At 70.0% G+C, this 18,791-nt stretch carries 20 protein-coding genes; 9 read left to right on the plus strand and 11 right to left on the minus strand.

The genetic code is table 11. The features are described from left to right. The 10 genes from MKK51_RS03535 to mdcA all read right to left on the minus strand — a co-directional run bounded on the left by MKK51_RS03535 (position 1) and on the right by mdcA (position 7,471). Positions 1 to 294, minus strand: coding sequence for a hypothetical protein (locus tag MKK51_RS03535; protein WP_243975003.1), 294 nt, complete (start codon positions 292 to 294; stop codon positions 1 to 3). 80 nt (positions 295 to 374) lie between these two features. Then, positions 375 to 824: a GNAT family N-acetyltransferase gene (locus MKK51_RS03540; protein ID WP_243975004.1), complete on the minus strand. Its 450-nt coding sequence runs from the start codon at positions 822 to 824 to the stop codon at positions 375 to 377. 233 nt (positions 825 to 1,057) lie between these two features. Beyond that, a complete protein-coding gene (locus MKK51_RS03545) occupies positions 1,058 to 1,309 on the minus strand; it encodes a hypothetical protein (protein WP_243975005.1) in 252 nt (83 codons plus the stop codon). 68 nt (positions 1,310 to 1,377) lie between these two features. Further along, on the minus strand, positions 1,378 to 2,325 hold the full coding sequence (locus MKK51_RS03550) for an acyltransferase domain-containing protein (RefSeq protein WP_243975006.1): 948 nt from the start codon (positions 2,323 to 2,325) through the stop codon (positions 1,378 to 1,380). After that, positions 2,322 to 3,188 carry a triphosphoribosyl-dephospho-CoA synthase MdcB gene (gene mdcB, locus MKK51_RS03555; RefSeq protein ID WP_243975007.1) on the minus strand — a complete coding sequence of 289 codons (867 nt, stop codon included), beginning with the start codon at positions 3,186 to 3,188 and terminating at the stop codon, positions 2,322 to 2,324. Before mdcB ends, MKK51_RS03550 begins: the two co-directional genes overlap by 4 nt. Then, complete coding sequence (mdcG, locus tag MKK51_RS03560) at positions 3,185 to 3,856, minus strand: malonate decarboxylase holo-[acyl-carrier-protein] synthase (protein ID WP_243975009.1); 672 nt, start codon at positions 3,854 to 3,856, stop codon at positions 3,185 to 3,187. Before mdcG ends, mdcB begins: the two co-directional genes overlap by 4 nt. Beyond that, entirely contained in the window at positions 3,849 to 4,580 is a 732-nt protein-coding gene (locus MKK51_RS03565; protein ID WP_243975011.1) for a biotin-independent malonate decarboxylase subunit gamma, read from the minus strand. Before MKK51_RS03565 ends, mdcG begins: the two co-directional genes overlap by 8 nt. After that, on the minus strand, positions 4,567 to 5,499 hold the full coding sequence (locus tag MKK51_RS03570; RefSeq protein WP_243975013.1) for a biotin-independent malonate decarboxylase subunit beta: 933 nt from the start codon (positions 5,497 to 5,499) through the stop codon (positions 4,567 to 4,569). The genes MKK51_RS03565 and MKK51_RS03570 overlap by 14 nt, the downstream gene beginning before the upstream one ends. Then, positions 5,499 to 5,810: a malonate decarboxylase acyl carrier protein gene (gene mdcC / locus MKK51_RS03575; RefSeq protein ID WP_243975015.1), complete on the minus strand. Its 312-nt coding sequence runs from the start codon at positions 5,808 to 5,810 to the stop codon at positions 5,499 to 5,501. Before mdcC ends, MKK51_RS03570 begins: the two co-directional genes overlap by 1 nt. Before the next feature lie 14 nt (positions 5,811 to 5,824). Further along, positions 5,825 to 7,471, minus strand: a complete 1,647-nt coding sequence (mdcA, locus tag MKK51_RS03580; protein ID WP_243975016.1) for a malonate decarboxylase subunit alpha — start codon at positions 7,469 to 7,471, stop codon at positions 5,825 to 5,827. Between the two features lie 240 nt (positions 7,472 to 7,711). On the opposite strand from mdcA, the gene madL reads away from it, so the two are divergent. Genes madL through MKK51_RS03595 form a run of 3 tightly spaced genes read left to right on the plus strand, consistent with a single transcriptional unit; the run spans position 7,712 to position 9,618 of the window. Next, the gene (gene madL / locus MKK51_RS03585) at positions 7,712 to 8,140 is read left to right on the plus strand and encodes a malonate transporter subunit MadL (protein ID WP_243975017.1); all 429 of its coding nucleotides are present in this window, start codon (positions 7,712 to 7,714) and stop codon (positions 8,138 to 8,140) included. Between the two features lie 4 nt (positions 8,141 to 8,144). Then, entirely contained in the window at positions 8,145 to 8,909 is a 765-nt protein-coding gene (madM, locus tag MKK51_RS03590; protein ID WP_243975018.1) for a malonate transporter subunit MadM, read from the plus strand. 40 nt (positions 8,910 to 8,949) lie between these two features. Then, positions 8,950 to 9,618 carry a GntR family transcriptional regulator gene (locus MKK51_RS03595; RefSeq protein WP_243975019.1) on the plus strand — a complete coding sequence of 223 codons (669 nt, stop codon included), beginning with the start codon at positions 8,950 to 8,952 and terminating at the stop codon, positions 9,616 to 9,618. Between the two features lie 157 nt (positions 9,619 to 9,775). Here MKK51_RS03595 and MKK51_RS03600 read toward each other — a convergent pair whose 3' ends face one another. Then, the gene (locus tag MKK51_RS03600) at positions 9,776 to 11,929 is read right to left on the minus strand and encodes a TonB-dependent siderophore receptor (RefSeq protein ID WP_243975020.1); all 2,154 of its coding nucleotides are present in this window, start codon (positions 11,927 to 11,929) and stop codon (positions 9,776 to 9,778) included. A gap of 476 nt (positions 11,930 to 12,405) precedes the next feature. Between MKK51_RS03600 and MKK51_RS03605 the strand changes: the two genes are divergently transcribed. From MKK51_RS03605 to MKK51_RS03630, 6 genes are all read left to right on the plus strand, one after another. Further along, positions 12,406 to 12,768: a hypothetical protein gene (locus MKK51_RS03605; RefSeq protein ID WP_243975021.1), complete on the plus strand. Its 363-nt coding sequence runs from the start codon at positions 12,406 to 12,408 to the stop codon at positions 12,766 to 12,768. A 42-nt stretch (positions 12,769 to 12,810) separates the two neighbouring features. Then, positions 12,811 to 14,202: a PepSY-associated TM helix domain-containing protein gene (locus tag MKK51_RS03610; protein ID WP_243975022.1), complete on the plus strand. Its 1,392-nt coding sequence runs from the start codon at positions 12,811 to 12,813 to the stop codon at positions 14,200 to 14,202. Between the two features lie 25 nt (positions 14,203 to 14,227). Continuing rightward, positions 14,228 to 14,617, plus strand: coding sequence for a DUF2946 family protein (locus MKK51_RS03615; RefSeq protein ID WP_243975024.1), 390 nt, complete (start codon positions 14,228 to 14,230; stop codon positions 14,615 to 14,617). Between the two features lie 62 nt (positions 14,618 to 14,679). Then, positions 14,680 to 17,001 carry a TonB-dependent receptor family protein gene (locus tag MKK51_RS03620; RefSeq protein WP_243975027.1) on the plus strand — a complete coding sequence of 774 codons (2,322 nt, stop codon included), beginning with the start codon at positions 14,680 to 14,682 and terminating at the stop codon, positions 16,999 to 17,001. Positions 17,002 to 17,275: 274 nt separating this feature from the next. After that, the gene (locus MKK51_RS03625) at positions 17,276 to 18,073 is read left to right on the plus strand and encodes a lytic transglycosylase domain-containing protein (RefSeq protein ID WP_243975028.1); all 798 of its coding nucleotides are present in this window, start codon (positions 17,276 to 17,278) and stop codon (positions 18,071 to 18,073) included. Positions 18,074 to 18,227: 154 nt separating this feature from the next. Beyond that, on the plus strand, positions 18,228 to 18,689 hold the full coding sequence (locus MKK51_RS03630) for a DUF4126 family protein (RefSeq protein ID WP_243975030.1): 462 nt from the start codon (positions 18,228 to 18,230) through the stop codon (positions 18,687 to 18,689). Positions 18,690 to 18,791: the final 102 nt, after the last annotated feature.

The following is an 18,791-nucleotide window of genomic DNA, read 5'->3' on the forward strand; positions in this document are numbered from 1 at the left end:
TCAGTATCCGTATCCGTCATAGCCCCGACGCGAGGGCCGATAACCGTACTCGCCGGCGCCGCCATAGGGGCGGGGCGCGACGTAGCGCCGGCCGTAGGTCTGCAGGTAGGGGTCGAGGCGGGGATCGCGGTAATTGCCGTTGTTGACGCCGGCCGAACGGTCGTTGCCGCTCAGCGCCGAATAGGGCGAGAGCCCGTCGCCGCCGCCGCCGCTGCCGCCGCGTGCCTGGGCCGCACCGGCGAGGCCGAGGATCAGTGCCGAGGCGAGGGCCGTGCGGAGAAGAATCCGTGTCATGCCGGTCTCCTTGATCGGATCGGAACGATCCCAGGGACGCAACGATGGGGTGAATCTCCCGGTTCCCGGCCCGGGCGGCATCAGCTCTTCTTGCGAAGCGGCCGGGTGAACAGCGATCCGGCCCGTTCGAATCCCGTGCTCTCGCAGAAGGCCCGCAGCGTTTCGTCATCGGGCGAGGCGGCGAGTTCAAGGGTCGCGCATCCCGCATGGCGGGCGGCCTGCGACGCGGCCTTCAGCAGCAGGCGGCCGATCCCGCGTCGGCGCTCATCCGGCCCGACGAGGAGGCCGGTGATCTGGGCGACAGGCTGCGCCGCCATGAGCGAGCGATACCAGTGCAGCACGACGAGGCCGCTCGGCGGTCCCCATTCGACGGCCATCAGGGCCGTCCCGCTCCCGAGGCGCAGGGCCTCGAGCCGCTCGGCGAGGTCGTTCGCCGCGACGGCCTGTCCCGCCGCCCGGAACAGGGTGGCGAGGCCCGCCGCGTCGGCGGCGGTTGCAGCGCGGATCTCGAGCCCATAGCGGCTAGCCAAACGCGTCTCCGGCGGACGTCACCGGGACATCCATGGACCAAAGGCGGACAATTCGGAACATCCCCTCGCGCGCGACGCGTCCGCGCCGGCCTGAGGACGGACGGGGCAGCGTGCCATCGGCACGCCGCTCCGCCTGTCCGCTACGCCTCGCTTGGGGGCAATCGGAGCGCAGCGGGTCTGTGTCGCGCCGCTCTGTTTCTGAATGATGTCCGGCCCTCTCAGGGTTCCCTGATTCAGCGGTCGCAGCCGATGCAGATGTCACGCACCACGCGGTTGCGCATCGGGCCGGTCCTCTGGTTCGGAAGCTCGCCCCCGAAGGCATGGAGTTGCGGCCGCGCGGGAGGCTCGGGATGCCGGACGGGCTCGCTCGGGACGGGGCTCGGCCGGGGTTCCGGGGGCGTGAACGCCATGTTCTGGGCCATTCCCGGGCTCGCCGATGCCAGGGCAACGACCAGGATACCGGCCCCGTAGATCCGTCTCGACATGGCCACGTCTCCGCCCGTTCCCCAACGCGCCGGCGGGGCATACGGTTCACCGCGCAAGCCGGGGCGGCTCAGCCGGCGCCGGCTTGCGCCGCGAGCCAGTCCGTGAGTCCGGACAGGGAGCGGAAATCGGAGACGGCGTGGACGGCCGCGTCCGGCATCGCCTCCCGCGCCATGGTCGCCAGGGCATGGCCGGGGCCGAGTTCGAGGACCGCCCGTGCCCCGGCCTCGCGGATGCCGTCGAGGCAGGCCGCCCAATCGATGGTCCGCGAGACCGCGCAAGCGAGCTTGTCGAGCCCCTTCGCGGCGTCGAAGACCGGGGCACCGTCGAGACCGCTGAGGAGGCGAGGGGGCGGCGACGGGCCGAGACGAGGCGGCGTCAGGATCTGCGCCCGCGCCAGATCCTCGGCGAACCGGGCGCTGGCCGCCGCCAGGAGCGGCGTGTGCGAGGGCGTATGGACCGGCAGCACCACCGCCCGCGCCGCCCCCGAGGCGAGAGCCTGAGCGCACAGGGGTTCGAGGGCGGCCACCGCCCCGCCCGCGACCACGCTGTCGGCGGCGTTGAGGATGGCGAGATGACAGCCATGCTCCTCGACCAGGGCCGTGACGCGCGCGCGCGACAGGCCGCGCAGGCCGGCGAGCCCGTAGCCCGGCCCGCTGGCCTCATCCATCGCCTCGGCCCGCGCGGCGGCCAGCTGGAGGACGGAGGCCGGCGAGAGCCGCCCGGCGCAGCCCCAGGCGGCGAGATCGCCGATGCTGTAGCCGGCGAGGACCACACGGCCGGGAGACCTGTCCCGCAGGACGGTCCAGGCGGCGAGGCCGGCGACGCAGCACAGGATCTGACCGGTGCGGTTGCCGTGGAGGACCGAGCCGCCGGTCCGGGCGAGCTCACGCGGGTCGGCGCCGAGGAGGGGCGTCGCCGCCGCGAAGATGTCCTGCGCGGCGGGATGATCGGCCACGAGATCGAACATGGCGGGATGCTGGCCGCCCTGGCCCGAGAGCAGGACCGCGAGGCTCATGCCGCCGTCTCCAGTCCGTCGACGAACAGGGTCATGGCGAGGAGGTCGGCGCTGCCGCCGGGGCTGAGATTGCGGGCGACGAAGGCATGGTGGATGGCCACCGCCCACGCCCGCCAATCGTCCCGCGCGATGCCCCCTCCGGCGAGGAAACCCGCGGCCGTGGCGCGGGCGAAGGCAAAGCCCGCCTCGCCGCCGCGATGGAGCAGGTTGGTATCCTCGAGACGGGCGATCAGGGCGAAACAGGTCTCGACCCGCGCGGCCTCCTCATCACCGGGGCGCAGCCCCCGCGCCCGGCGCAGGGCGGGCAGCCCGACCCCGTAGAGGGTGGGAAATCCGGCCGCCGCCTCGGCGGGTGCGCCGCCGATTCCGTAGCGTCGCCGCGCCGCCGCGCCCGGCGCGTGGAGCAGGACGGGTCCGGCCAGGATCGCGTCGCCGTGACGCTCGCTGACATGGCGCCCGAGCGCTCCCGGCGGCAGGCGGCGGGCCGTGTGGGCGAGGGCGCCCGCGGCGGCGGTGAGCAGGCCGAGGCCGAAGATGGCGCCGCGATGGGTGTTCACCCCACCCGTCGCCTGCCGCATGGCGCCCTCGGCCTCGATGCCGATCCGGCGGAGGGTGGACATGCCGGCGCCTGCGGCTCCGGCATGGGCGAGAGCGGCGAAGGAGGGGGCCAGAGCCGTGGCACTGGCGCGAAAGGTGCCGGCATCCATGTCGGCGTGGCTGCCGCGATCCACATGGCTGACGAGGCCGGGCTTGGGATAGGTCTCGACCTCGCGGCGCAGGGACGCGACGGCGCGTTCCGCGATGTCGCCGGGGCCGAGGGGAATCCGGGCGTCTGAGGTCGGAGAGCGGGCGAGGGCGGTCATGACACCGCCTCGCCGAGGAACGACGCGGCCGGGCGCAGGGCGAGGCTCTCCCGCCCCTTGCAGAGGACGGTTCCGCCCTCGGGCGCAGCGAGCAGTTCGCGCCAGTGGATGCCGGCCCCGTCGGGCAGGACGATCTCGCCGTCGAGGCCCATCGGCGCGCGCCCCTCGATCCGGGCGAGGGCCGGCAGGAAGCGGGGATCGACCCGGCCTCCCACCGGCCAGAGCAGATCGAGATCGGAACCGGTTCCGAGATAGGCAAGACCGGTCAGCGCCTGCCACAGCAGGCTTCCGAACACATGCGGCACGAGGCCGTGCTCGCGCCCGAGGGCCAGCACCTCGTCGACGACCGGCCGCCATGCCGCCGGCGCGGTCTCGCACACGCTCGCCAGGGTGACCGGCGGAGACAAGCTCGCGGCAGAGGGCGGCAGGGCGAGGCCGACCCGGCGCTTGCCGGCCGATGGCGGCAGCGGCAGGCCGACGGGAATGCGATCCGGCGGCTGGCCGGGATCGCGGCGGCGGACGATGACCGGCCGCCCGCGACGGGCCCAATCGGCGAGATGAGGCACGCCGTCGAGATCCCGGCGCCCGGCAAGGAGGCGGTCCCAGGATTCCGGGTCGACGCGCAGGAGGTCGTGGCGGGCGAGCCCCGACGCCTCGTCCTCAGTCATGGGGCGCAGCGTCGCCCGTCGCCGCCCGCACCACCCGCCCGGCAATGTCGCGCGCCATGAGCCGTCCGCCGCGCACCTGGCCGAGTTCGTCGCGGCAATCCGCTGCGGAGCTCCCGGCGATGAGGGACTCGATCTGGGGACCCAGCGGCGTCGACGGGTCGAGCACGGCATGGACCGCCCCGGCCTTCACCATGTTGTCGAGGCCGGGCGCGAAGACGGAGGTGGATGTCGCCATCTCCTCCAGCCGGTCGAGGGGGAGCTTGGTGACGCGGGCCACCGAGGCCAGGTCCATCACGCTCGGATGGGCGCCGGGCAGGGCGGCGAGCACCCGCGTCGCCAGGGCGGTGGCGATGAAGGCGCCTGCCGCCGTGTGCCCGTAGACGAGGCCGATGGTGGGGTGGCCGCTGGCATCGGCGAGGAGCAGCGCCTTGGCGAGATGGGCGAGATACTCGTTGAGGCCGAGCAGCTCGTCGCGGCGGCTCATGCGCTGGCTGTCGGAATCGATGGCGACGAGGATCGGCGTATCGCCGCCCCGGCGCACCACGTCGAGGACGCGCCCGGCGAGGAGGCAGGCCCCCTCGATCCCGAGCGGCGTGTTGCCGTCGATCCCCACCACGGCGAGGCGGCCCGCCCCGAAAGGCCCGTCGCCGCCGATGAGGCCATCCGCGACCGTGACGCCGTGCCCCTCGGGAAACAGCGAGGCCAGGATTTCAGCGAGCGTCATGGGGCGCCTCCGGCAGGCGGGCGAGAAGGGTGTCGAATCGGTCCGTGTCGAGGCCCGGCACGGCGGCCGGATCGTTCACGCCCAGACGGCCCCAGATCTCGGTGGCGTCCCGCGCATCGCCGAACCGGTCGAGGCGGGCTTCGAGGCGGGCCTGTTCGGCCTCCAGGGTGGCGAGGTCGAAGGCCGGCGCTCTGCCGATCTGTTCGCGCGCCGCATCGCGAAACGCGCGGATCGTGTCGTCGGCGAAGGCGTCCGCCCCGCCGATGAGACGGCGGTGCTTGCCGCCCATGGTGCGCCAGACCAGGGCCCGGTCGCGGGAATCGAACTCCTCCGCCCCCTTGTTGGTCTCGATCACCTCCGGGCCGGAGACGCTGATGCGTCCCCCTTCCGAGACGACGAGGCGCGAGCAGGTGCCGGCGATGAGGCCGCCGCCGCCGTAGCAGCCGGCGCGCCCGCCGATCAGCCCGACCACCGGCACCCCGGCCCTGCGCAGGTCGGCGATGGCGCGCATGATCTCGGCGATGGCGGTCTCGCCGGCATTGGCCTCCTGCAGCCGGACGCCGCCGGTATCGAACAGGATCAGCACCGCCGCCGGCTTCACCGCGCGGGCCGCCCGCAGCAGGCCGACGAGCTTGGCGCCGTGGATCTCGCCGAAGGCCCCGCCCATGAAGCGGCCCTCCTGCGCGGCGATGAGGATCGTCGCGCCGTCGAGGAGGCCGCGTCCCACCACGATGCCGTCGTCGAAGGCCCGCGGCAGGTCGAAGGCGGGCAGGTGCGGGCTCATCATCCGTTGCTCGGGGCCGATGAACTCCTCGAACGTGCCGGGATCGAGGAGGGCGTCGATGCGGGCGCGGGCGCTCGCCTCGTACCAGCTCTGGTCGAGGGGATCGGCGGACAGGGAGACGGGGCTCATCGCCATCACACGGCCTCCATCAGGCGGGCGCCCTGGAGCAGGCGCAGGGTCACGGTGTCGGGGCGGGCCCCGCCGTCGTTGATGGTGATGCGCAGGCCGCCGGGCTGGCGGCGGCCCACGAAGTCGGAGACCACGGCCTCCCAGACCGGGCCGTAGCCGTTGATCGCGGTCTCGATCTCGACGGTGCATTCGTCGGGCGCGAGGCTACGCTCCATCAGCACTTCGAGGTTGCCCGAGGCGACCACGCCGGTGATCGCCTGGGCCTTCGTGCCGGGCAGGGGCTTCGACGTCCGATGCCGGAAGGTCAGCTTTTCCATGAGACGGCGCTCCCTCACCAGTTCCGGAACTTGGCCGGCGGCTCGTAGAGGCCGCCCGACCAGTGCACGAGGTCCTTGATCGACCGCGCCGCGAGCAGCGAGCGGTCGGCCTCGAGGGGATCGATGCCGAGATCCTCCGGCCGGCGGATGATCTTTCGCGCCCGAAGCGCCTCGACCATGGCGTGGTCGCGCCCGCGCCCGACATCGGTGTAGCCGGCGACACCGCGGATCGCCTGCTCGCGCTCGTCGAGCGTCCGGCACAGGAGCAGGTTGGCGATGCCCTCCTCCGTGACGATGTGGGTGACGTCGTCGGCGTAGACCATGACGGGGGCGAGTTCGAGATCGAGCTTGCGCGCCAGTTCGAGGGCGTCGAGCCGCTCCACGAAGGCAGGGACCAGCTTGTCGCCGAAGGTCTCGACCAGCTGCACGACGAGCTTGCGGCCCCGGCGCAGGGCGGGATCACCGGTGCCGCCGGCTTCCTCGCCGGCCTTCATCCACGGGTCGGACGGGTGGCGCCTGCCATGGGGATCGGAGCCCATGTTCGGTGCGCCGCCGAACCCCGCCACCCGGTTGGTGGTGACGGTGGAGGAATTGCCCTGCAGATCGATCTGCAGGGTCGAGCCGATGAAGAGGTCGCAGGCATAGAGCCCCGCCGTCTGGCAGAAGGCGCGGTTGGAGCGCAGGCTTCCGTCCGAGCCGGTGAAGAACACGTCCGGCCGCTCGCGGATGTAACGGTCCATCCCGACTTCCGAGCCGAAACAGTGGATCTGCTCGACCCAGCCCGATTCGATAGCCGGGATCAGGCTCGGATGCGGGTTGAGCGCCCAATGGGTGGCGATTCTGCCCTTGAGACCGAGCCGCTCGGCGAAGGTCGGCAGCAGGAGCTCGATGGCGGCGGTGCCGAAGCCGATGCCGTGGTTGAGCCGGCGGATGCCGTATTCGGCATAGATCCCCTTGATCGCCATCATGGCCATCAGGATCTGCGTCTCGGTGACCGCGGCCGGATCGCGGGTGAAGAGCGGCTCCACGTAGAACGGCCTGTCGGCCTCGACCACGAAATCCACCCGGTCGCCGGGGATGTCGACCCGGGGCACCCGGTCGACGATCTCGTTCACCTGCGCGATCACCACGCCGTTCTTGAAGGCGGTGGCCTCCACCACCGTCGGCGTGTCTTCCGTGTTGGGGCCGGTATAGAGGTTGCCGTCGCGGTCCGCCGAGACGCCGGCGATGAGGGCGACGTTGGGCGTCAGGTCGATGAAGTAGCGCGCGAAGAGTTCGAGATAGGTGTGCACTGCGCCGAGCGCGATCTGCCCGCCATAGAGCATGCGGGCGATGCGCGCCCCCTGCGGCCCCGAATAGGAATAGTCCAGGCGCCGGGCGATGCCCTGCTCGAAGATGTCGAGGTGTTCGGGCAGCACGATGCCCGACTGCACCATGTGCAGGTCGTGGACCCGCGCCGGGTCGCAGGCACTGAGCCCTCTCGCGAGGCAATCCGCCTGCTTCTGGTTGTCGCCTTCGAGGCAGACCCGGTCGCCGGGCAGCAGCACCGCCTCCAGCAGGTCGACGACGGCGGCGGCGGCGACGAGCTTGCCCGTCGCATGGGCGCGACCGCGCTCGATCCGCTCATCCCTTGCCGTCCGCTGCACTCGCCAATCGGTCATCCGATCCGCCTCTCGTCATCCGGACCCCGCGTATGCGCAGGCCCGAGGAATCGCCCGGCTCGACATCCGTGAGCCGTGGAATGGCATCGGAACGTATCCCGAATTGCGCTAAAGTCAACCGCGTGTATACTAAACGGAACAACAAACGAATCAAGAAATACGGGATGGAGACGGAACCATGAGCTGGGCATACCGAACACGCCGCAACGCCTCCCACCCGGAAAACCGGGGAGGGGCGGCATGACCATTCTCGGCGTCGCGCTCCTCGCCCTGTGTACGCTCATCGGCGTGTTCCTCGGCGATCTCCTCGGTGTCGCCCTCGGGGTGAAAGCGAATGTCGGCGGCGTGGGCCTCGCCATGATCCTCCTCATCGCCGCCAGGAGCTGGCTGCTGGCGAAGGGCAAGCTCAGCTCCGGGATCAAGCTCGGGGTCGAGTTCTGGTCGACCATGTACATCCCCATCGTCGTCGCCATGGCCGCACAGCAGAATGTGGTGGCCGCCGTGAAGGGCGGCCCGATCGTGCTCATCGCCGCAACGGTCTCGCTGCTGCTGTGCTTCGCCTGCGTCGCCTTTCTCGGCCGCTTCGGCCGCAGCGACACGCCCGGCAGCGATGCGGTCGCCGGCAAGTCTCCCGACGCCCCCGCCCCGCCCTCCGGCACGAAGGCCTGATCCGATGCTGCAGATGATCGAGCACGTCTTCATCGAACAGAGCCTGGTGGCCGCCTTCGCCGTGGTCGGGGGCCTGATGCTGGTCTCGAACCTCGCGGCGCGCCACCTCACCGCCGGCCGCGTCCACGGTTCGGCCATCGCCATCGTGCTGGGGCTGGTCCTGGCCTATGTCGCCGGCACCTATACCGGCGGCAAGAAGGGCGTCGCCGATCTGCCCGTCTTCGCCGGGATCGGGCTGATGGGGGGCGCCATGCTGCGCGACTTCGCCATCGTCGCCACCGCCTTCGAGGTCGACGTGGTGGAGGCGAGGCGCGCCGGCATCCTCGGAATCGTCGCCCTGGCCCTGGGCACGATCATCCCCTTCATCGTCGGTGCCCTGACGGCGGTCGCCTTCGGCTATACCGACGCGGTCAGCATCACGACGATCGGGGCGGGCGCCGTGACCTATATCGTCGGCCCCGTCACCGGAGCCGCCCTCGGCGCGGATTCCGCCGTCATGGCGCTCTCCATCGCCACCGGCGTGACCAAAGCGGTGATGGTGATGGTGGGCACACCCCTGGTGGCGAAGCTCATCGGCCTCGACAATCCGCGCTCCGCCATGGCCTTCGGCGGATTGATGGGCACCGTCAGCGGGGTGGCGGGGGGCCTGGCCGCCACCGACCCGAAGCTCGTGCCCTACGGTGCGCTCACGGCGACCTTCCACACCGGTATCGGCTGCCTCGTCGGTCCCTCGATCTTCTACTTGATTGTCCGGGCCATCGTGGGATGACGAGACGGCGTGCGGCGAAGACGGGGAAGGGACGACGACCATGGACGGCATCGCCGAGGAGCGGGGGCTTCTCTCCGACCTGATCCGCAACGCCCTGACCGACGAGATCGCGGCCGGCACCCTGGGCGCGGGCACGGCTTTGGACGAGCAGGATCTGGCCGACCGCTTCGGCGCCTCCCGCACGCCGGTGAGGGAAGCCTTGCGTCAGCTCGCCTTCAACGGGCTCGTGGAGCTGCGCCCGCGCCGGGGCGTCGTCGTCACCCGGATGACGCCGGAGCGGATCATGGACATGTTCGAGGCCACCGCCGAGTTCGAGGCGATGTGCGTGCGGCTGGCCACCTACCGGATGACGCCCCTGGAGCGCAGCCACCTGATGGACCTGCATGCCCGGTCGGAGGCGATGGTGGAGGCGGGCGACGTCGACGCCTACGACACGCTGAACCGCAGCTTCCATGAGGCGCTCTACGGCGCCACCCATAACGGCTTCCTGCTGGAACAGGCCCTCGCTTTGCGCACCCGCCTCTCGGGGTTTCGCCGCACGCAGCTGCGCCACGGCGAGCGCATCCGGCTCTCGCGAGCCGAGCACGGCGAGATCCTGGCGGCCATCGCCGAGGGCGACGGCGACGGCGCCGCACGGCGGATGCGCGCCCACATGCTCAACGCCGCCAGCGCCATCGGCCATTACATCGCCGAGCATGCCGGTGAGTGAGGCGCCCGATCGGGGCTGAGCGCATGCGGTTGCCGATCCCCACCGTCCCCGGAGGCGGGCATTCGCCGCCGGCACGCTGCGGAGGCTCCGGACGAGAATGCCCGGGAGCCCATCGGCCACGTGGATCGCCTCGCGATCATCGCGGCGCCGACGAATCCTACCAGCGGTAGGCGACGGTTCCGAGGACGGTCCTGCGGAAGCCCTCGAAGACCGTCCCCTGATAGAAGCCGGAGGTGAAATACCGCTGATCGAACAGGTTGGTGGCGGTCACCGAGGCGGTCGCCCCCTTCCAGCCGGGATTCAGCCGGGCGAGGTCGTAGCTGATCGACGCATCCACCAGGGCGTAGGATGGCAGGTGATCGATGTTGGTCGTGTCCGTGCGCGCGCCGACATAGCGCACGCCGCCGCCGAGCCGGAGGCCGCCGAAGGCGCTTCCAACCGGGAGCGCATAATCGACGAACAGCGACACGGCATTCTCGGGCACGTTGGGCAATCTCCGCCCGACGAAGCCGTCCCGCGTGTCCTTGATCACGGTGGCGTTGATATGCGCGAAGCCAAAGATGAGGTTCAGGCCGTCGGCGATCGTCGTCTTGCCTTCGAGTTCGAAGCCCGAGGACCTGGCCTCGCCGATCTGAAGGAAATTGCCGAAGTTCAGCTGGTCCGGGACCAGAATGTTGGTCTGATTGATCTCGAAATACGAGGCCGTGTAGAGGGCATTGGACCCGAGCGGCTGATACTTCACGCCGCCTTCGATCTGTCGCGCCTCGGTGGGGTCGTAGAGCGTTCCGTCGAGGCGCGCCTGGCCCAGCTGCGGATTGAACGAGGTCGAATACGCGACGTAGGGCACGACGCCTTCGATCAACTCGTAGCCGACAGCGCCGCGATAGCTGAACGCCGAGATGTCCTGTTCCAAGGTCCGGCTGGCGAGCAGATTGGTGGCGCGCCCGTTGAACCAATCGTTGCGAATGCTGCCGGTGAGGATGAAGTTGCCGACCTTCATCTGGTCCTGGGCGTAGATGCCCGTCTGCTGCGAGATCTGGCGTTGGGAGACATCGGTACGGTTCGGCAGGGTGACGCCGGGGGGATACGCGGGATCGTAGAGGTCGATCAGCGTGTCCGTATCCGAGAACGTCCGCCGGTCGCGGCGAACGTAGTTCTGGAAATCGACGCCGAAGACGACGTTGTGCCTGATGCCGAACGTGTCGAACCGGCCTTCGATGTGATTGTCGCTGACGATCGATTCGGAGGATTGATCGCGCAGGTACGGGAAGACCGAGATGGAGCGGTCGTCGGGCAGGAAACTGAAGCCGACGACGTTGAAGGCCGTGCTGGTTTCGGTGAAGCGGGTGGCCGAATGGACGATCCAGTCGAGGGCGAAGGTGTGGTCGAGGACGTAGCCGATGGACTTCGTCTCCACCTGCTCCTTGTTAAAGTTCGGCTGCCCGACGAAGACGTCGCGCTTGAAGAAGCCGTACTGGCTCGGAACGATGGAGCCGACGATGGGCAGGCTCTGTTCGGAGCCGCCGCGCCGGTAGTTGGCGTATTTGCCGAGGATCGTCAGCGACGTGTCGGCATCGGGCTTCCAGGTGAGCGACGGCGCCAGGAACACCCGGTCGTCGGGTGAATAGGCGACCTGGGTGTCGGCCTTCCGGACGAGACCGGTGAAGCGGTAGGCGAACTGCTCGTTGCCGACGACAGGTCCCGTCAGATCGAACCCGCCCTGGACTCGGTCGTAGGAGCCGCCCTGAAGGTAGACTTCGTTGGAGCGGATGAAGCTCGGCCGCTTCGAGACGAGGTTGACGATGCCGCCGGGCTGGCCCGCGCCGTACAGGACCGAAATCGGCCCCTTGACCACGTCGATCCGCTCATAGGCGTAGGGCTCGATATTCTGGTCGTAGGCGTTGAAGCCGTAGCGCAGCCCGTCCTCGTAGACGTTCTCGAAATTGATCGACCGGAAGCCGCGCAGGGTGAAGCTCGGCGCGCCCTGGCCGCCGGGATAGTCGATGGCGTAGACGTTCGGCGTGTAGGCGACCGCCGTGTTGATGTCCTGCACGCCACGGACGTCGAGTTCTTCGCGGGTGATGACGCTGACCGTGGCGGGCGTCTCCAGGATCGATCCGTTGCCCTTGGTGCCCGCCGTGGAGCGGGTGGCCACGAAGCCGTCGGTGCCGAAGGTCGGGCTCTGGGCCTCGACCGACAATTCGTCGAGATTGACCGAACGGATATCCCTCGCTCCGGCGGCGCTCCGGGCATTCGAGGCTCCCGGGGGGTTCGGCGCCTGTGCCTGAACGGAAACGATTCCAGTCAGCAAGGCCCCTGCGGCGACACCGGCCAGAAGAGCGCACCGAACTTTTCGGGATTCACCGATGCCTCTCGCTCGAACCGTCATCTTCCGCCCCCGCGCCGCATCGAAACATCGTCCCGGCCCATGAGGGCCGACTCCGCTGCTAGCGACGGCCAAAATGAAGATCAACTTGATCAGTTTTGAGCCATTATAATAAGACACCTCCTCAGGCTGTCGTATCATTGAAATTTTAAGGCAAGTAATTGTAATTTATAATGTTTAGTTTTTGATTGATCTAATATAAGCAGGATGCACGTCCCAAGATGACATGATCGGATTGGGGATCGTGGCATTTGTGCAACGACGATGGGCTGAAGGCGGCAGACGCCTGCCAGGACGACAAACCGGGCGGTCCGCCCCCCATGACCGGAGCGCACACCGAAGACACCGCCGTTCCGCCTGTCACGTTGACGAGGCGAGAACCCGTGCCGTAAGGCCAAGTCATGCGGAAGCTCTCGCCAGGGACGGCCGGCCTGCGCGCAATCATCGCCGTGATCGCGCTCTACGGCCTGTGCCTCCAGGCCTTCCTCGGCACGCTGGCGCCACCGGCCCCGGCGGGATGGGAAAGCGCCCTCTGCAGCCATGACGGGCCGGACGATCCCGCCGATGCGAGCCCGGCCTGCGCGCATGCGTGCTGCACGGCGGCCCATGCGGGGCCGCAGGCGCCGGGACCGGACACGGCCTTCGCGACGGTGGTCTGGCAGGCCTCACCGGCCCCGCTTCCGCCCCGTCCGGACGTGGCGCTCCCGCCCGCCCGGGCACCGCCCGACCAATCCATCGGATCGCGAGGTCCGCCGTCCGCCTGAGAGATCACACGTCTTCGATCGCTCGGACCCGGACCTTTCCCGATGACTTCTTCCCGACAGGGCGCCTCCCCGGCGCAGGCCGCCATGCGCGTATCCCGCGACGGCGTCTATCGCGCCGTCTGGCGCTGGCATTTCTATGCCGGGCTGCTGTGCCTGCCGTTCCTCGTCCTGCTCTCGGCCACCGGCGCGATCTACCTGTTCAAGGACGAGATCAACGCCACGCTCTTCGCCCACCGCACCGAGGTGGCGGCGCAGGGCCGCGCCACCCTGAGCCCGAGCCGTCTCGTCTACACCGCCTCGGAGGCCGTTCCGGGAGGTGTGCCGGCGACCTTCACCGGCCCGGCCTCCGCGACGGCTACCGCCATCGTGATCATGAGGGAGGGCGCCACCCGGATTCAGGTCTACCTCAACCCCTATAACGGCGACGTGCTCGACACGGTGGCCGCCGACAGCGACCCGATGATGGTGGTGCGGCGCCTGCACAGCCTCAGCTATTTCGGCACCCTCGCCAACGGAATCGTCGAGGTCGTGGCGGGGTTCGCCATCATCCTCGTCGTCACCGGCACCTATCTGTGGTGGCCGCGCGGGCAGGGGGGCGGGAACAGGGGCGGTGTCGTCACGATTCGGGCCAGACCGGCCAAGCGCGTCTGGTGGCGGGACCTCCACGCGGTGACCGGCCTCGTGGCCGGCGCCGGCCTGTTCTTCCTCGCGATCACCGGGCTGCCCTGGTCGGTCTGGTGGGGCCAGCAGGTCCGCACCCTGTCCAACGAGGCGGGGCTCGGCCAGCCGCGCGCTCTGTGGGCGGGGAAGGCGGTGTCCGCCGTGCCGATGAGGGACCGGCTGACCGATACCGGCTGGACCATGGAGGACGCGCCGATGCCGGTCTCGCAGGCGGCGGAGGCGCCGGCCATCGGCCTCGACCGGGCAACCGCCATCCTCGACGGTCTCGGCATGCCGCGCGGCTACGAGGTCGCGCTGCCGGTCGGTCCGACCGGGATCTACGCCGCCGCGGTCTATCCCCGCGACGTGAACCGCCAGCGGCTGATCTCCCTCGACCAATATACCGGCGCGCCCCTGCTGGACGTGGCCTTCTCCGATCTCGGCGGGGTGGGGCAGGCGATCCAATATGGGATCGGCCTGCACAAGGGCGAGTACTGGGGTCGGCTCAACCAGCTGGCCATGCTCGCCTTCTGTCTCGCCACGATCCTGCTGAGCGTCACCGCCGCGGCGATGTGGTGGAAGCGCCGGCCCGCCGGCGGCCTCGGCGTCCCGCCCTGGCCGCGCGACCGCCGGATCGCGGCCACGGTCACCGCGCTGGTCCTCGGTCTGGGCGCGCTGTTTCCCCTCACCGGCCTCGCGATCCTCGCCATGATCGGGATCGACCTCGGCATCCAGGCCCTCCGGCGCGGAGCGCGGCGACCGGCGGCGGCCTGATCCGGGCGACGCGGGAGCAGCCCCCGTGACCGACCTCATCCGCCTGTTGCGCGCCATGCGCGCCTTGCGCCTCTGCCTCGGCGGCGGGTTGATCCTGCTCGCCCTGTGGGGACAGGCGATCGCGCCGCTGGCCGCGCTACGGATGTCCGCGACGGTCGCCGCCCTCGACCATTCGGCGATCTGCGGGCAGGGGGAGCGTTCCCCCGCCATCGGGGATCAGGCTCCCGCCACGCCGGCCTGCAAGGCCTGCCCGCTCTGCACCGTCGGGCTGTCGAGCCCCCTGGTTCCCCAAGCGCCATCGCTGGCGCGACGCCAGGGATGGCACGCGCTGGCCTGGGCGATCCCGCCGCCATCCGAGCCGGCCCGTCCGCATCGCCCTTCCGGCCAGGCGCGCGCGCCGCCGACCGCATCCTGATCCAGCGCGCGCCGTCCCGCAGCGGCGCATCCCCCTGTTGCGATCCGGAACGAACCCCTTCGATGTCCCTCTCCAGACTGTCTCACGCCCCTCGCCGCAGCGGCGCCCGGCGCGCCCTCCTCGCCCTCGCCGCCCTGCCGCTCGCGGGCACCGACGCCCTGGCGCAAGCCGCCGAGGACGGCGTCACCCTGCCGGAACTCTCCGTCGTCGGAGAGGCGGGCCGAAGCGGCTTCGGCGTCGCCTCGCCCCAGGGCTCGGCCCCCAGCGTCATCGAACACCCCGTGGGGCAGGTGGTGACCCAGGTCGGGCGCAGCGGCACGATCGGCGACCGGCCCGCCACGGATATCGGCTCGGTCCTCGTCAACAGCCCGGGCGTCACCGTGCGGCAAGGCAACGGCGCGCGCGACGTCGCCATCTCGATCCGGGGCAACAACGCCCGCTCCACCGGCGTCACCAAGAACACGGTGGTCCTGGAGGACGGGTTCATCCTCACCCAGCCGGACGGCGCCTCCCGTTTCGACCTTGTCGATCCGCGCGCCTATTCCCGCATCGACGTGTTCCGCGGACCGCAATCGGCCCTGTTCGGCAATTACGCCACCGGCGGTGCGCTGGCGTTCCGGACGCGCACCGGCCGCGAGATCGACGGCTACGAGATCGGCACCGATGCCGGCAGCTTCGGCTACCTCAGCAATTATTTCACCGTCGGCGGCGTCAGCGGCCCGGTGGAGATCAGCCTCTTCGCCAGCGACGCCCGCGGCAACGGCTACCAGGACCATGCCTCCTACGACACCCAGACCATCAACCTGCTGGCGAGCTACACCCCGACCCCGGACAACCGCTTCACCCTGAAGGTGATCAACAACCAGGTGAACGCGGATCTGCCCGCCCGCTCCTCCCTCGACCAGTTCGGCATCAACCCCTATCAGCGCGGCTGCGCGGCGGCCGCCACCGCGGCGCCGGGATGCACCCTCACCGGGCTCCTCGCCAATGGGGCTTACGGCACGAGGATCCCCGTCACGGCGGACGAGGGCGGCTTCGGCCGCAAGGACCGCCGCACCATCGTGGCGGCGCGCTGGGAGCACGACATCGACGCGCAGACCACGTGGCGCACGCAGCTCGGATTCGACGAGCGCAACTTCAACCAGCCCTTCTATGCGACCTCGTCGCGGGGCTCCTATCCGTCCTGGAACTTCCTCACCGACCTGACCCGGCGCGGCGACCTGTTCGGCCTGCCGGCGGTGGGCTACGTGGCGCTCGCCTACAACACCATCGACAACCACATCACCACCTTCAACCGCGCCCCCTATGGCGGCCCGACCCTCGGCGCGCTGATCGGCGATCAGGAAGCGGTGCAATCGAATCTCGGCGGCCGTGCCCGGACGGAGGTCGCGCTCTCGGACCAGTGGACGGGTGTCCTCGGCATCGCCGCGGAGAACACCACCATCACCGGGCGCAATCTCGCCTATGGCTATTCGGCGACCGCTCGGACGACGACGTTGGCCACGACCGACCGCAGCTTCCTCAACGTCGCCCCCGAACTCGCCCTGGTCTACCGGCCGAACGCCGCCTGGGCGTTCCGGGGGCGGGCCGCCACCGGCTACACCACGCCGGCGGCGAGCAACCTGTTCATCACCCCCGCCGGCCTTCCGGGCAGCAACACCCAGCTCGAGACCCAGGAGAATCTCGGCTTCGACCTCGGCGCCGACTGGACACCGACCGAGAACCTGCGCCTCAGCCTCACCGGCTTCTACGAGTTCTTCCGCAACGAACTCGTCTCGCAATCACCCGGCGCCGGGCTGCTGAGCTACACGTTCAACGCCCCGGCCTCGGAGCATCGCGGCATCGAAGTCGCGGCCGACTGGGCCTTCTCGCCCGGATGGCGGGCGGTGGCCGCCTACACGTTCGACGACCAGATCTATACGAAATATACCGAGCAACTGAGCGCCGGAGCCTTCACCGAGCGGTTCGACCGGGCCGGTAACGCCATTCCGGGCGTGCCCGCCCATCAGCTCCTCGCCCGCATCGGCTACGATCAGCCGACCGGGTCGCTCGCCGGCCTCGGCGCCTATGTGGAGGCGGTGGTCCAGGACGGCTTCTTCATCGACAACGCCAACCAGTTGAAGGCGCCGGGCTACACCCTCGTCAATGCCAACGTGCATTACGCGGCCGACCTCACCGGCGGCTACGCCAAGCGCATCAGCCTCTATGCGGAAGTCCGCAATGTCTTCGACGAGACCTACATCTCCTCGGCCCAGAACCTCGCCAACACCCTCAACGCCACGAGCGGCCTGCAGAACGGTGCGGGCGTGCTCGCCACCACACCGGGCTCGGTCTTCGCCGGAGCACCCCGCAACGTGGTGGCGGGGATGAGGCTGTCCTTCTGACGTTGGCGACGGGCTCGGCGGCTCGAGAAAACCGGTCGGATTCCTCCCGCGCCCCACGCCCCGGTGGGACGCCACGGCCCGTCGAGCGCGGGCAGCGCACGCGCGAAAAGCGCGCGGAAGGTCAGGGTGGTAACCGGAAGATCACATCTTGCCGGGAACTGGTACGGGGCGCGCCGACACCTCGGCAAGGTTGTAGCCTTCCCATGCGGAACGGCTTAGGGCGATCGGCAAAGCCGGCGGTCTCCTGAGAGCTGCCGCGACGGAGGAGTTTTGGATGACCAGACGCGGCTACAAGGGGGCCATCATCGCCGCCGGCCTCGGTGCCCTGGCCTGCATGGCCGGCACGGCGCAGGCGGCCCAGTGCGGCAACACGGCCAGCGGTTTCGAGGCGTGGAAGACCCAGTTCGCTCAGGAGGCGAAGGGTCGCGCCAGCGCCGCGAGCCTCGCCGCCCTGATGGAAACCTCCTATTCCGGCGCCACCATCTCGGCCGACCGGGGCCAGAAGAGCTTTCGCCTGACCCTCGACCAGTTCCTGGCCAAGCGCGGCGGCCCCACCATCGTCGCACGCGGCCGCAAGCTGAAGCAGACCAACGCGGCGTTGTTCGCCTCGATCGAGCAGCGCTACGGCGTGCCGGCCGGTCCGCTCCTGGCGATCTGGGGCATGGAGACGGGCTTCGGCGCGGTCCGCGGCAACATCAACACGCTGTCCGCCGTGGCGACCCTCGCCTATGATTGCCGCCGCACGGACTTCTTCACCGACCAGCTCTACGCGGCCCTCACCCTCGTCGATCGCGGCATCCTCACTTCCGCGACCCGCGGCGCCGCCCATGGCGAGGTCGGCCACACCCAGTTCCTGCCCAAGAACGTGCTGACCTACGGCACCGGCGGCAGCCTCGACAGCGCTCCCAATGCGCTCAACGCCACCGCCAACTTCCTGAAAGGCCACGGCTGGAGGGCCGGAGCGGGCTACCAGCCGGGCGAGCCGAACTTCGCGGCGATCCAGGGATGGAACGCGGCCACCGTCTACCAGAAGGCGATCGCCCAGCTCGGACGCCAGATCGACGGCGAGTGACGGATCACGGGGCCCTTCGGGGCCCCGTTCCCGTCGGGCCGTGCTCATCGCGCCGGCGGCTCGCTCGCCGCTGCTGCCATGAGCCCACCTTGACTTAGCCTCTGCCGGGTCGATCTTCCGGCTTCGACGATGGCGTCGCAGCGGGACATACTCCATGGCCGGGATCGTTCTCGCGGGATTGATCGGGATGGTGGCGGGCCTGCGGACCATGACCGCGCCGGCGGCCGTCGCCTGGGCGGCGCATCTCGGCTGGATCTCCCTCGACGGAAGCTGGCTCGCCTTTCTCGGCTACCGTTCGACGGCCGTCATCCTCACCCTTCTCGCGCTCGCCGAGTTCGTCACGGATATGCTTCCCGCCACGCCGAGCCGGACCGTGCCCGTGCAGTTCGCCGCGCGGATCGTGAGCGGCGCCCTTTGCGGCGGCGCGATCGGGATCGGCCTGGGACAGCCCGTCGCGGCAAGCCTTGCGGGTGCGACAGGCGCCGTCATCGGGACGCTGGGCGGCGCCGGGGCGAGGGCGCGGATGGCCGCCGCCTTCGGTTCGGACAAGCCGGCCGCCATCGTCGAGGATGCCGTCGCCGTCGCCGCCGCGATCCTCATCACGAGCGCTCTCTGAGGCTGTCTCCGAGACTCGCCCCCGGATCCGGGGCCTTCGCGCCCTCCCCGTGACGGGCGACAGAATTGTCGTGGTCGAGGACCGGAAACACGATTGGTGCGT

This window comes from Methylobacterium sp. E-045 (genome assembly GCF_022829685.1).
Classification (GTDB): Bacteria; Pseudomonadota; Alphaproteobacteria; order Rhizobiales; family Beijerinckiaceae; genus Methylobacterium.

What these genes read in the sequence shown, in the direction of transcription:
- mdcC (WP_243975015.1), bottom strand. Translation starts at nt 5,810, where the DNA reads ATGGAAAAGCTGACCTTCCGGCATCGGACGTCGAAGCCCCTGCCCGGC.
- MKK51_RS03550 (WP_243975006.1), bottom strand. Translation starts at nt 2,325, where the DNA reads ATGAGCCTCGCGGTCCTGCTCTCGGGCCAGGGCGGCCAGCATCCCGCC.
- MKK51_RS03595 (WP_243975019.1), top strand. Translation starts at nt 8,950, where the DNA reads ATGGACGGCATCGCCGAGGAGCGGGGGCTTCTCTCCGACCTGATCCGC.
- MKK51_RS03565 (WP_243975011.1), bottom strand. Translation starts at nt 4,580, where the DNA reads ATGACGCTCGCTGAAATCCTGGCCTCGCTGTTTCCCGAGGGGCACGGC.
- MKK51_RS03570 (WP_243975013.1), bottom strand. Translation starts at nt 5,499, where the DNA reads ATGGCGATGAGCCCCGTCTCCCTGTCCGCCGATCCCCTCGACCAGAGC.
- madL (WP_243975017.1), top strand. Translation starts at nt 7,712, where the DNA reads ATGACCATTCTCGGCGTCGCGCTCCTCGCCCTGTGTACGCTCATCGGC.
- MKK51_RS03535 (WP_243975003.1), bottom strand. Translation starts at nt 294, where the DNA reads ATGACACGGATTCTTCTCCGCACGGCCCTCGCCTCGGCACTGATCCTC.
- MKK51_RS03625 (WP_243975028.1), top strand. Translation starts at nt 17,276, where the DNA reads ATGACCAGACGCGGCTACAAGGGGGCCATCATCGCCGCCGGCCTCGGT.
- MKK51_RS03605 (WP_243975021.1), top strand. Translation starts at nt 12,406, where the DNA reads ATGCGGAAGCTCTCGCCAGGGACGGCCGGCCTGCGCGCAATCATCGCC.
- MKK51_RS03610 (WP_243975022.1), top strand. Translation starts at nt 12,811, where the DNA reads ATGACTTCTTCCCGACAGGGCGCCTCCCCGGCGCAGGCCGCCATGCGC.
- mdcG (WP_243975009.1), bottom strand. Translation starts at nt 3,856, where the DNA reads ATGACTGAGGACGAGGCGTCGGGGCTCGCCCGCCACGACCTCCTGCGC.
- MKK51_RS03630 (WP_243975030.1), top strand. Translation starts at nt 18,228, where the DNA reads ATGGCCGGGATCGTTCTCGCGGGATTGATCGGGATGGTGGCGGGCCTG.
- madM (WP_243975018.1), top strand. Translation starts at nt 8,145, where the DNA reads ATGCTGCAGATGATCGAGCACGTCTTCATCGAACAGAGCCTGGTGGCC.
- MKK51_RS03545 (WP_243975005.1), bottom strand. Translation starts at nt 1,309, where the DNA reads ATGTCGAGACGGATCTACGGGGCCGGTATCCTGGTCGTTGCCCTGGCA.
- mdcA (WP_243975016.1), bottom strand. Translation starts at nt 7,471, where the DNA reads ATGACCGATTGGCGAGTGCAGCGGACGGCAAGGGATGAGCGGATCGAG.
- mdcB (WP_243975007.1), bottom strand. Translation starts at nt 3,188, where the DNA reads ATGACCGCCCTCGCCCGCTCTCCGACCTCAGACGCCCGGATTCCCCTC.
- MKK51_RS03620 (WP_243975027.1), top strand. Translation starts at nt 14,680, where the DNA reads ATGTCCCTCTCCAGACTGTCTCACGCCCCTCGCCGCAGCGGCGCCCGG.